Raw genomic sequence first — 11,695 nt, 5'->3', positions numbered from 1 at the left:
GACGGCGCTGCCGCCGGCCTGGCTGTGCGAGCTGGAGGGTCGCCCGACGCTGCTGGAGATCGCGGACGACTTCGCCATGGAGATGACCCAGGGCCGACAGGTGCCGCTCGGCGCGGCCGAACGCGGTGTACACCCAAGGTCTGCTCAGCCCCTGAGCGGCGTCCCCCGGCAGGACGACGACCACCGCCGGCCACCGCATCCCGGCCGCCTGATGTGCGGTCATCGCCCAGCCGTGACGCAGTACCGATTCGACGCGGTCCCTGGGCACCACGACGTTGATGCCGTCGCAGTCGAGATGCAGGCCGTCGGTGCCCGCGGAGACGACCGTTCCGGTCAGCGTCCGGCCGAGGGCCTGCGCGTAGGCGACCCGGTCGCCCGGGTCGAAGCCGGCGAAACGGCCGTCGCCCGGGTTGAGGCGCTGTTTCAGGGCGGCGTTGAGCGCGCGGGTGCCCGCGGATCCACCGTGGCCCACGGTGATCACCTGGGTCTGCCCGGCCGGCACCCCGATGGCCCGCGGCACCGAGTCGGCGACCAGCTGGACCGTACGGTGCACGGCCTCGTCGGCGTCCCGCACCGGGACGATCACGATCTCCTTGCCGGGGGCGGCCACCTGGTTCAGCTCTCCGATGCCGACGCCCGACACCAGCTCGCCGATCGGCCCGGGATCGGGCGTGCGGGACGCGATCTGCGGGCACACCCGGGCGGCCGACACGTCCGCGAACACCCGGCCCGCTCCGGCACCGCCCAGCACACCGGGGTCGCCGCTGAGCACCAGCCGGCTGCCGTCCGGCATCGACTCCACCAGCATTGCCGCGGTCTCGACGTCGAGCTGCGGTGCGTCCAGTACGACCAGCAGGTCCAGCGCGAACGCGCCGTCCTCGTCCCGGCCGGGACCGGCGGTGCCCGCGAGCAGCGCGGCGACGGTCATCGCGTCGACGTCCGGGCCCAGCCTGCGGCGGCCGTTCTCGCCGTGCACCGCAACGGCGGCCCGAAGGCCCAGCCCCCGGGCCGTTTCCACGAGGGCGACGGGCTCTGCCCGCGCCGCCTCGCCGCCCGTGTGCACGACCAGGCCGTGCCCCCCGGCTGCCCGGACGAGCTCGGGCCCGTCCCAGGCATCGGCCGGGCCGGTCCTGACCAGCCGGGCCAGCCCGTCCGCAAGGCTCTCCTCCGCCATCGCGTACCGGTCGAGGCCGAGCAGGACCTGTACGGCCTCCGTGCCCCCCTCTTCCTCCGCGCCCTCCTGCAAGCCGTCCTGGAAGACCAGAACGGCACCGTCGGCGACGGCCTGCTGCACGGCCTCGTCCGGGTCCGGCACGGACCGCTCGGCGAGCGCGGAACGTACGGCCGGGGCCTCGAGGGCCGTGTGCCCCTGGAGCGCGGCGCGCTCCAGAAGCCAGAGCACGAGCGCCGACGTCCGCCGCTCGTCGCCGGGGCCGGCGTCCCCGCCTAGCAGCGCGCGGGCGAAGCCGTCCGCCTGCTCGGGTCGTACGCCGGGCACGGACAGCAGCTGCCAGGGGTCCTCGGCGAGCAGGTCAGCGGCCGGCTCGCCGAGGACCTCCGCGACCTGCGCCGCGAGGGATTCCGGCGCCCCGCCCTTCGTGAGCACCGCCCGCACGGCGGCGACGGCCTGCGACGTCACGGCGACAGCGGCCGGCTCGGCCGCCTTCGCGACCCGGACCGGCGGCGTGGCGACAGGAGCGGCGCGCCGGGGCTGTGGAGCGGGCGACCCGAAGTGCGCCGCGTCCTTCTCGCCGCTCTCGACTGCCCGGACGGCGGCGAGTAGATCCGCGGCCTTGCCGCTCAGCTTCCCCCCGCTGGGCAGAGGCCCGCCCTTCTCGGCCTTCCGCTGCTCGATCCGAGCCCGCAACGCCTTCTGCGCGGCGATCTCGGCCTCGACCTCACTGACCTCCCCACCCTGGGCCGCGGCCCCTTCGGCGCCGTTGTCCGGAGCGTGACTCCCGCCCGCGGCCTCTGCTTCGCCGGCAGCGCGGCTGTCGCCCACGCCCGCTGCGCCGGCGTCGCTCACGGGGCCGTGCTCCGCCGATTCGGCGCCGGCCACGCCCGCGTCGTCGGCCGCATGAGCCGCGTCGGCGGCGCCCTCGGCGTCGCTCACCGGGCCGTGCTCCGCCGCATCCTCCGTGGCGTCTTTCGCGGCCAGCCCGTCCTCCGCCCCCGTGGCAGCCGGGTCGGCGGGTGGCGGCGGGGTGAGGCCGACGGAGTCGGGCTCGGCCGGGGAACCGGGGGGCGTGCCCCGGGAAGACGCGGTCACAGCGTGCTCCAGTCCTGGTCCGGATAGTGGTGCACCGGCGCCGACACATCGTCGAGCGCCCGGCAGATCTCGTCAGGAAGACTAAGCGCCTCCACTGACAACGCGGCCGCGAGCTGCTGCGCGTTGCGTGCGCCGACGATGGGGGCGGCCACCCCCGGCCGGTCGCGCACCCACGCCAGCGCCACCTCCAGCGGTGTGGCCGCGAGGCCGTCCGCCGCTGTGGCGACCGCGTCCACGATGCGGCTCGCGGCCTCGTCCAGGTACGGCTCCACGAACGGCGCCATCTGTTCCGAGGCGCCCCTGGAGTCGGCCGGCGTGGCCGTCCGGTACTTTCCGGTGAGCACCCCGCGCCCCAGCGGCGACGAAGGCAGCAGCCCCACGCCGAGGTCGAGTGCCGCGGGCAGGGCCTCCCGCTCCACACCCCGCTGCAGCAGCGAGTACTCCATCTGCGTGCTCGCGAGCCGTGTGCGCACCCCCGGAGCGGCCAGCTGCCAGGTCGCCGCCTTGGCCAGCTGCCATCCGCAGAAGTTCGACACGCCGGCGTACCGCGCCCGCCCGCTGCTGACCGCGATGTCCAGGGCCTGCAGCGTCTCGTCCAGGGGTGTGTCCGGGTCGAAGGCGTGGACCTGCCACAGGTCCACGTAGTCCGTCCCGAGCCGCGACAGCGACGCGTCCAGCGCGGCGAGCAGATGACCGCGCGAGCCGTCGAAGCGGCGGTCCGGGTCCGGCACGCTGCCGGCCTTGGTCGCTATGACCAGGTCGCTGCGCGGCACCAGCCGTTCGACCAGCTGCCCGAGCAGATACTCCGCTTCCCCGCCGCCGTACACATCCGCGGTGTCGACCAGCGTGCCGCCCGCCTCCCAGAAGAGCTTCAACTGGTCGGCGGCGTCGTGCTCGTCGGTGTCCCGGCCCCATGTCAGGGTGCCGAGTCCGATCCGGGACACGCGCAGGCCGGTACGGCCGAGATGCCTCTGCTCCATGGGCGCTGAGATTACTGGCCAGGGCCGTACGCGGAGAGACCCTGTGGACAACCTCCCCCTGCCGGATCGTCCGCGCCCGCGCTAGAGTCCCCGGCACAGGCACGTTACTGATCAGTAAGAGGGAGCGGTTATGCGGCTCGGCATCAACCTCGGCTACTGGGGCGCGGGCATGGACGGCGACAACCTCGCCGTCGCGCAGGAGGCCGACAGGCTCGGCTACGACGTCTGCTGGGCCGCGGAGGCGTACGGCTCCGACGCCCCCACGGTGCTCAGCTGGGTCGCCGCCCAGACCGAGCGCATCGACGTCGGCTCCGCGATCCTGCAGATCCCGGCCCGCCAGCCCGCGATGACCGCGATGACCGCGGCGACCCTCGACTCGCTGTCCGGAGGTCGCTTCCGCCTGGGCCTCGGCGTCTCGGGACCGCAGGTCTCCGAGGGCTGGTACGGCGTCAAGTTCGACAAGCCGCTCGCCCGCACCCGCGAGTACGTCGAGATCGTGCGCAAGGCCATGTCCCGCGAACGTCTCTCCTACCAGGGCGAGCACTGGACGCTGCCGCTGCCCGACGGCCCCGGCAAGCCCATCAAGCTCACGGTCCACCCGCAGCGTGAGCACATCCCGCTCTACATCGCGGCGATCGGCCCCAAGAACCTCGAGCAGACCGGTGAGATCGCCGACGGCGCCCTGCTGATCTTCCCCTCTGCCGACCACATCGAGGACACCGCGCTCCGGCACATCCGCACGGGCCGCGAGAAGGCCGGGAAGACGATGGAAGGGTTTGACGTGTGCCCGACCCTGCCCCTCGCGGTCGGCGACGACGTGAACGGCCTGGCGGACATGTTCCGGCCGTACACCGCGCTGTACGTCGGCGGCATGGGCAGCCGCAAGCAGAACTTCTACAACCAGCTCGCGCAGCGCATGGGTTACGAGAAGGAGGCCGCCGAGATCCAGGACAAGTACCTCGACGGCGACAAGGCCGGCGCGGCGGCCGCGGTCCCGCACCAGCTGATCGACCAGACCGCGCTGCTCGGTTCCGTGGAGCGGATCGCCGACCGGATGCAGGCCTACGCCGCTGCCGGTGTCACCACGCTCACCCTCGCTCCGGCCGGCTTCACACTCGAAGAGCGGATCACCGCGCTGCGGGCCGGCACCGACGCGCTGGAGCGGGCGGGCCTCGCCTGAGCAGGTCCTGAGAAGTCTGCGGCCGTGGTGGGGGCTCGGGGGTCTTCCCCGCCACGGCCGTCACGCGGTACAACGCGCGACGGCCCCGGCGGTTACTGGCGTGTGCCGCCGGCCTCTCGTCCGTTCGGTGCAGCCGTCAAAGCCTCCTGTTGCCCGCCCGGGCGTCTCGCATTTGACTCGTTCTTTGCGGATGTCCCCAAGGCCCAGACGGAGGTGGCAGACATGCTCTCGGCCCGGAGTCTCTTCCAGGAGATCGTCGACTGCGACGACTCGTTCCAGCTCTTCTGCTCCATCGCCGCCAGTGGTGAGGCCCAGGGAGGCTGGGAGAACGGCCGGATCGCCGCCCTCGTGCCCGAGAGCATGCGTGAGCTCGCCCCGAAGATCACCCGGCACGGCGCCGACGAGGACAAGCACGGCCGTCTGTTCAACGCGCTGCTCAGGAAGCGGCAGTTGGACCCGGTGCCCGTGCCGCGCGCGACCGACTACACGATGCTGCTGGAGCAGCGGGGCATCGGCCTCGCCCACGAGAAGCTGCGCCGCGACGAACCGCTGACCGAGCAGGACATCGTGGTCTACCTCTCGCACAGCCGGGTGACCGAGCAGCGGGCGGCCGATCAGATGGAGCTGCTGGTCAGATATTTCGGGGAACATCCGGAGCTCGGCACGGCCGTCCGCATGATCCGCGAGGACGAGGAAAACCACCTGGCCTACTGCCACGAGGAGTTGCTCCGTCTCGCCGCCGCCGGACACGGACCCACCATCCGGCGTGTGCTGCGCGAGGCCGCACTCGCCGAGATCCGGGTCCACCGTGATGTGAGCCTTGCCGTCATGGCGCACATGGGCCGGGCGCTGCACTGGTCGAAGGCCAGGTCGGCCGTGCTGGCGGCCGGTATCCACGCGAAGTACGCGTACGAGCGCCTCGGCGGGTGGCGCCGCATGGCCGACCTCAGGATGCCGGAGCGTCGCGGGGCCCTCGACGGTCCCGCCACCACGGCACCCGCCTTCTGACATGGCACAGATCCCGGGCCTGACACCGCTCCGGCCAGGCCCCCGCACCCGCCGCGGACCCGGCGCGGAGACCGTCACCACGGGCGGCCTGCGGTGGATCGCCGCCGTGGCCGTCGTGTACACCCTCGTCCAGCTGGCCCTGGCCGTCCGGGGGACGAGTCTCGGCTGGGACGAGACCGTTTACGTCAGCCAGGTCACACCCGGCTCCGAACCGGCCTTCTTCAGCGCGCCGCGCGCCCGCGGCATCACCTTCCTCGTCGCGCCGCTGACGGCCCTGACCTCCTCCGTCGCAGCGCTCCGCGTCTACCTGGCCCTGCTGTCGGGCGCCGGACTGTTCCTGGCGCTCGCGGTGTGGCCAAGACTCCTGCCCGCCCGCGTGGTCGCCCTCGCAGGAGCGCTGTTCGCCGGACTCTGGGTCACCGTGTTCTACGGTCCGCAGGTCATGCCCAACCTGTGGGTCGCACTCGGGGCGCTGTCCACCGTCGGCTGCTTCCTGCGGGCCGCGCGCGACCGGTCCGACCGCGTCTGCCTGCTGGGCGCCGGTGCGGGCGTGGCGTTCGTCGCGCTCATGCGGCCGACGGACGCCTTCTGGCTCCTCGCGCCGCTCGCCGTCGTCGCCGTGATGTCACGGACGGGCCGGCGGCCGGTCCTGCTGGCCGCGCTCGCGGCGGGAGCGGCCGCCGGCTGCGCCCCGTGGATCATCGAGGCCTACACCGGTTATGGCGGGCTCGCCACCCGCCTGAGCCGCGCCAGCGAGATCCAGGGCCACCTCGGCCTGAACCTGGCCGTCGACGACCAGATCCGTGCGCTGGACGGCCGGACGCTGTGCCGGCCCTGCGACGTGGCGTGGCGGCGGCCGGTCACCGCCCTGTGGTGGTTCGTCCTTCCGCTGCTGGTCGCCGGGGGCGTCGTGATCGCCGCACGTCTACGGGACGACCCCCTGGACCGCCCCTGCGCGGTCCGCCCCTCGGCCGTCCTGGTGCCGACGCTGGCGGGACTGTCGCTGGCGGTGCCGTATCTGCTGCTGATCGGATACGCCGCGCCCCGATTCCTGCTGCCCGCCTACGCGCTGCTCGCGCTGCCGGCCGCGGTGTGCCTCAGGGGGATCGCCCAGGCACTGCGACCGCGTGCGCTGGTCGTGACAGTTCTCGCCCTGGCGCTGGCCGGTCACCTGGCGATCCAGTACTCCGTGCTGCACGGCGCGGTGGACCGCAGCCGGGAGAACCGGGAGGCATTCGACCGGATCGCCGCCGAGCTGCAGCGGCACGGCGTTCGCGCTCCCTGTATGATCAGCGGGGTGGAGGCGCCGCGGGTCGCCTTCCGCACCGGCTGCGCCTCTCGCCAGGCCGGCGGCCACGACGGCAGCATCACCCGGGCGGGCCTTGCCGCACTCGCGGACGAACGACCGGTCGCCTACATGGTCGAGGGGCAGGCCCGGCCGCCGGCGTTCGCCCGTGGCTGGCGCCGGCTGGACCTCCCCGGTCTGCCGGCCCGACCCGAACTGAGCGCCTACCTGGGCCCGGCGACCCCCGCGACAAGCGAGGCGAGCGCGGCTTCGGAGGGGGCCCGGGCCTGGGCTCAGCGGTGTCAGAGCCAGCCGCGCCGTTTGAACAGCCGGTACAGCCCGACGACCGCGCCCGCCATGAGCAGCACCGTCGCCGGATACGCCCACGGCTGCTTCAGTTCCCACATGTACTCGAAGTTCATGCCGTAGATCCCCGCGACCATCGTCGGCACGGCCGCCATGGCCGCCCACGCCGAGATCTTGCGCATGTCGTCGTTCTGCCGGACGCCCATCTGCGCGAGATGGGCGGAAAGAATGTCCGACAGCAGCCGGTCCAGCCCCTCCACCTGCTCGTTCGCCCGCGTCAGGTGGTCGCTCACATCGCGGAAGAACGGCTGCGCATGCTCATGGACGAACGGCACACCCGCGCCGGCCAGCCGCGTCATCGGCGCCGCCAACGGCCCGGCCGCGCGGCGGAACTCGAGCACCTGCCGCTTGAAGGTGTAGATCCGCGCCGCGGTGTTCTTCGCGTCCCGGCGAGCCGGTTCGAAGACCTCGGTCTCCATCTCCTCGAGGTCCACCTGGAGCTCGGCTGCGACGTCGATGTAGTGGTCGACGATCGCGTCGCTGATCGCGTAGAGCACCGCCGTCGGCCCGTGCCGCAGCACGGCGGGCTCGGCCTCCAGCCGTTCGCGTACGTCGTGCAGCGGGGCGCCCTCGCCGTGCCGGACGGTCACCACGAACGAGTCGCCTATGAAGACCATCAGCTCGCCCGTGGTGACGGAGTCGCTCTCCGGCTCGTACACCACGGGTTTGAGTACGACGAACAGCGAGTCGTCGTACACCTCGAGCTTGGGCCGCTGATGCGCCTTGAGCGCGTCCTCGACGGCGAGCGGGTGCAGCGCGAACTCGTCGGAGACATGCTCGAACTCGTCCGCCGTCGGCTCGTGCAGCCCGATCCACAGGAACGCGTCACCGGTGGCCCGTGCCTCGTCGAGGGCGTCGGAGAAGTCGGACGGCCCCTCGGTGCGGCGTCCGTCTCGGTAAATGGCACAGTCCACAATCACGGCGCGCATTCTTCCCTGCCTGCGCCCCGAGCACACCCCCGGCCCGCTCGGCCGTCACTGAACGTAGGCTGGCCCCCATGGCCACGCTGATCCTCGTACGCCACGGACGTTCCACCGCCAACACCGAGGGGGTGCTCGCCGGCTGGACACCAGGGGTCCGCCTCGACGAGCGCGGAGCCGCACAGGCGGCCGCCCTGCCCGGCCGGCTCGCGGGTGTGCCGATCGCGGCGGTGGTGTCCAGCCCGCTGGAGCGCTGCCGGGAGACCCTCGCCCCGCTCCTGGAAGCCCGGCCGGAGCTCCGCATGGAGACCGACGAGCGCATCGGCGAGTGCCACTACGGGGACTGGTCGGGGCGCAAGCTCAACGAGCTGGCCGACGAACCCCTGATGGAGGTCGTCCAGCACCACCCGTCCGCGGCGGCCTTCCCCGGCGGCGAGTCCATGCGCGCCATGCAGGCCCGGGCGGTCGACGCGGTGCGCGACTGGAACGCGCGCGTCGACGAGACGCACGGCGAGGGCGCCGCCTTTGTGATGTGCTCGCACGGGGACATCATCAAGTCCCTGGTGGCGGACGCGCTCGGCCTGCATCTCGACCTGTTCCAGCGCATCCACGTCGAGCCGTGCTCCGTCACCGCGATCCGCTACACCCGTACCCGGCCTTTCCTGCTGCGCCTCGGCGACACCGGGGAGCTGGGCTTCCTGGCACCCCGCACGGAAGGACCCCAGGAGAAGGGCGAAAGCGGCGACGCGGTCGTCGGGGGTGGTGCGGGCGCACCGTGATCGCTTTGCGCAGTAGGGTGGACGGGCCGAAAAGCTGAGTACCCGCACGACGCAGAGACCACCCCGCGAAGCGACGCGGAATGCGACGCAGAAACCGACCGATCCTTTCGATCCCAAGGGAGACAGAACGTGTCCCGTCAGGTGTTCCTCTACGACCCGCCGGAGCGCTTCGTGGCCGGTACGGTCGGGCTGCCTGGCCGCCGTACGTTCTTCCTGCAGGCCTCCGCCGCAGGGCGCGTGACCAGCGTCGCTCTGGAGAAGACGCAGGTCGCCGCTCTCGCCGAGCGGATCGACGAACTGCTGGACGAAGTCGTGCGCCGCACCGGGGGCAACGCGCCGGTGCCGGCCGTCGCCCCCGCAGACGTCTCCGACACCGCGCCGCTCGACAACCCGGTCGAGGAGGAGTTCCGCGTCGGCACGATGGCGCTGGCGTGGGACGGCGAGGAACAGCGCATGATCGTCGAGGCGCAGGCGCTCGTGGAACTCGAGGCGGAGTCCGACGAGGACCTCGCGGAGGCCGAGGAGCGGCTGCTGCAGGACGAGGAGAACGGCCCGCCGATGCTTCGCGTGCGGCTCACCGGCGCACAGGCCAGGGCGTTCGCCAAGCGCGCGCTGGACGTGGTGAACGCCGGCCGGCCGCCGTGCCCGCTGTGCAGCCTGCCCCTGGATCCGGAAGGACACGTATGCCCGCGGCAGAACGGATACCGACGGGGCGCGTGAGCACGACCGACGTGCTCGCGACCCTGACGAAGGGTGAGCTGACGGTCCGCGGACGGGTGCGCGAGGCGTCGAACGCGGTGCTGTACTGCACGGCCTCCCACGACGGGGAGGAAGTCCACTGCGTCTACAAGCCCATCGCCGGCGAGCGCCCGCTGTGGGACTTCCCCGACGGCACCCTCGCGCAGCGCGAGGTGGCGGCGTACGAACTGTCCGAGGTACTCGGCTGGGGGCTGGTGCCGCCCACCGTCCTGCGCGACGGTCCCTATGGCGAGGGCATGGTCCAGCTGTGGATCGAAGCGGACCCCGAGGCCGCGCTCCTGGCGCTCGTCGACGAAGCGGAGCCGGGGGACGGCTGGAAGGCGGTCGGCTTCGCCGACGTCGGCGAAGGCCGCACGGCACTGTTCGTCCACGCGGACGACGTACGGCTGCGCAGGCTCGCGGTGCTCGACGCGGTGATCAACAACGGCGACCGCAAGGGCGGCCACCTGCTGCCCACGGCCGACGGCACGCTCTACGCGATCGACCACGGGGTCACCTTCAACGTCGACGACAAGCTCCGCACGCTGCTGTGGGGGTGGGCGGGGGAGCCGCTGCCCGCGGAGGCGTCGGCCGCACTGGCGGCCCTGGGCGCTGCGCTCTCCGACGGCGGGGCCCTCGCCACCCGACTGGCGGAACTGCTCACCGTGGCCGAGGTCGCGGCCGTACGCGACCGGGTGGCGGCGCTCCTCGAGTCCGGCAGGTATCCGGAGCCGTCGGGGGACTGGCCGGCGATCCCCTGGCCGCCCGTCTAGACACAGCGCGGCCGGAAGCGCAAGAGCGCCCAACCGGCCAGGATCGGTGATCCGGTTCGTATGCGGAAGCTCCGTCCGGTTAGGCTCATGACATGCATGCCTGGCCCGCTTCTGAGGTCCCCGCCCTGCCCGGCAAGGGCCGCGACCTCCGGATCCACGACACCGCGACCGACGGTCTGGTGACCCTTGACCCCGGTCCCGTCGCCCGTATCTACGTCTGCGGCATCACACCGTACGACGCGACCCACATGGGTCACGCGGCGACCTACAACGCGTTCGACCTTGTGCAGCGCGTGTGGCTCGACACCAAGCGGCAGGTTCACTACGTCCAGAACGTGACGGACGTGGACGATCCCTTGCTCGAGCGCGCGATCCGCGACGGGCACGACTGGACGGCACTCGCGGAGCGTGAGACCGCCCTGTTCCGCGAGGACATGACCGCGCTGCGGATGCTGCCGCCGCAGCACTACATCGGCGCGGTCGAGGCGATACCGGGGATCGTCCCGCTCGTCGAGCGGCTCCGCGACATCGGCGCCGCCTACGAACTCGAGGGCGACGTCTACTTCTCCGTCGAGGCCGACCCGCACTTCGGCGAAGTCTCCCGCCTCGACGCCGAAGCCATGCGGCTGCTCTCCGCGGAGCGCGGCGGCGACCCCGACCGCCCCGGCAAGAAGAACCCGCTCGACCCGATGCTGTGGATGGCCGCCCGTGAGGGCGAGCCGAGCTGGGACGGCGGCTCGCTCGGCCGCGGCCGGCCCGGCTGGCACATCGAGTGTGTCGCCATCGCGCTCGACCACCTCGGCATGGGCTTCGACGTGCAGGGCGGCGGCTCCGATCTCGCCTTCCCGCACCACGAGATGGGCGCCTCGCACGCCCAGGCGCTCACCGGTGAGCACCCGTTCGCCAAGGCGTACGTGCACGCCGGCATGGTCGCCCTCAACGGCGAGAAGATGTCCAAGTCCAAGGGCAACCTCGTCTTCGTCTCCAAGCTGCGGCGCGACGGCGTCGACCCCGCCGCCATAAGGCTGGCGCTGCTCTCCCACCACTACCGGGCCGACTGGGAGTGGACCGACGCGGTGCTCCAGGACGCGGTGGAGCGTCTGGCGCGCTGGCGCGCGGCGGTCTCCCGTCCTGACGGACCTTCCGCCGAAGCGCTGGTCGAGGAGATCCGCGAGGCTCTCTCCAAGGATCTCGACGCACCCACGGCGCTCGCCGCGGTGGACCGCTGGGCCACGCTCCAGCAGTCCACGGGCGGCACGGACGAGGGCGCGCCCGGGATGGTCTCCAGGGCCGTCGACGCTCTTCTGGGCGTCGCACTGTAACTCGCCCCGCTGCAACCCGCCTTCGCTCTCGACCAGCTGGAACCCCTGCCCGGCGGCCCCGGATCGTCCACGGAC

At 72.5% G+C, this 11,695-nt stretch carries 9 protein-coding genes; 6 read left to right on the top strand and 3 right to left on the bottom strand.

All coding sequences use genetic code 11. The annotated features are described in order from the left end of the window. A partial coding sequence (locus ABZ070_RS30855; protein WP_356638627.1) for an ATP-dependent RecD-like DNA helicase occupies positions 1–2,269 on the bottom strand: 2,269 nt, incomplete at its 3' end. Beyond that, positions 2,266–3,249 carry an aldo/keto reductase gene (locus ABZ070_RS30850; protein ID WP_356638626.1) on the bottom strand — a complete coding sequence of 328 codons (984 nt, stop codon included), beginning with the start codon at positions 3,247–3,249 and terminating at the stop codon, positions 2,266–2,268. The genes ABZ070_RS30850 and ABZ070_RS30855, both read right to left, overlap by 4 nt. Positions 3,250–3,379: 130 nt before the next feature. Here ABZ070_RS30850 and ABZ070_RS30845 point away from each other — a divergent pair, with 130 nt between their 5' ends. Next, complete coding sequence (locus ABZ070_RS30845) at positions 3,380–4,429, top strand: LLM class F420-dependent oxidoreductase (RefSeq protein ID WP_356638625.1); 1,050 nt, start codon at positions 3,380–3,382, stop codon at positions 4,427–4,429. Positions 4,430–4,651: 222 nt separating this feature from the next. Beyond that, on the top strand, positions 4,652–5,437 hold the full coding sequence (locus tag ABZ070_RS30840; protein ID WP_356638624.1) for a ferritin-like domain-containing protein: 786 nt from the start codon (positions 4,652–4,654) through the stop codon (positions 5,435–5,437). A 1,587-nt stretch (positions 5,438–7,024) separates the two neighbouring features. On the opposite strand, the gene corA is transcribed toward ABZ070_RS30840, so the two are convergent. Continuing rightward, the gene (gene corA, locus ABZ070_RS30835; protein ID WP_356638623.1) at positions 7,025–8,017 is read right to left on the bottom strand and encodes a magnesium/cobalt transporter CorA; all 993 of its coding nucleotides are present in this window, start codon (positions 8,015–8,017) and stop codon (positions 7,025–7,027) included. Positions 8,018–8,085: 68 nt separating this feature from the next. Between corA and ABZ070_RS30830 the strand changes: the two genes are divergently transcribed. From ABZ070_RS30830 to mshC, 4 genes are all read left to right on the top strand, one after another. Continuing rightward, positions 8,086–8,787, top strand: a complete 702-nt coding sequence (locus ABZ070_RS30830) for a histidine phosphatase family protein (protein WP_356638622.1) — start codon at positions 8,086–8,088, stop codon at positions 8,785–8,787. 129 nt (positions 8,788–8,916) lie between these two features. Beyond that, entirely contained in the window at positions 8,917–9,507 is a 591-nt protein-coding gene (locus ABZ070_RS30825) for a DUF3090 domain-containing protein (protein ID WP_356638621.1), read from the top strand. Next, a complete protein-coding gene (locus ABZ070_RS30820; protein WP_356638620.1) occupies positions 9,471–10,298 on the top strand; it encodes an SCO1664 family protein in 828 nt (275 codons plus the stop codon). The genes ABZ070_RS30825 and ABZ070_RS30820 overlap by 37 nt, the downstream gene beginning before the upstream one ends. A 92-nt stretch (positions 10,299–10,390) precedes the next feature. After that, the gene (gene mshC, locus ABZ070_RS30815) at positions 10,391–11,620 is read left to right on the top strand and encodes a cysteine--1-D-myo-inosityl 2-amino-2-deoxy-alpha-D-glucopyranoside ligase (protein ID WP_356638618.1); all 1,230 of its coding nucleotides are present in this window, start codon (positions 10,391–10,393) and stop codon (positions 11,618–11,620) included. The last annotated feature ends 75 nt before the right edge of the window (positions 11,621–11,695 follow it).

The sequence above is a fragment of the Streptomyces sp. NPDC006283 genome, from assembly GCF_040613325.1.
In the GTDB taxonomy this organism is placed as follows: domain Bacteria; phylum Actinomycetota; class Actinomycetes; order Streptomycetales; family Streptomycetaceae; genus Streptomyces.
This window is presented reverse-complemented; position numbering and strand designations above follow the sequence as displayed.

Coding starts and splice junctions, on each gene's coding strand:
- ABZ070_RS30850 (WP_356638626.1), bottom strand. CDS start 3,249: ATGGAGCAGAGGCATCTCGGCCGTACCGGCCTGCGCGTGTCCCGGATC.
- ABZ070_RS30845 (WP_356638625.1), top strand. CDS start 3,380: ATGCGGCTCGGCATCAACCTCGGCTACTGGGGCGCGGGCATGGACGGC.
- ABZ070_RS30840 (WP_356638624.1), top strand. CDS start 4,652: ATGCTCTCGGCCCGGAGTCTCTTCCAGGAGATCGTCGACTGCGACGAC.
- corA (WP_356638623.1), bottom strand. CDS start 8,017: ATGCGCGCCGTGATTGTGGACTGTGCCATTTACCGAGACGGACGCCGC.
- ABZ070_RS30830 (WP_356638622.1), top strand. CDS start 8,086: ATGGCCACGCTGATCCTCGTACGCCACGGACGTTCCACCGCCAACACC.
- ABZ070_RS30820 (WP_356638620.1), top strand. CDS start 9,471: ATGCCCGCGGCAGAACGGATACCGACGGGGCGCGTGAGCACGACCGAC.
- mshC (WP_356638618.1), top strand. CDS start 10,391: ATGCATGCCTGGCCCGCTTCTGAGGTCCCCGCCCTGCCCGGCAAGGGC.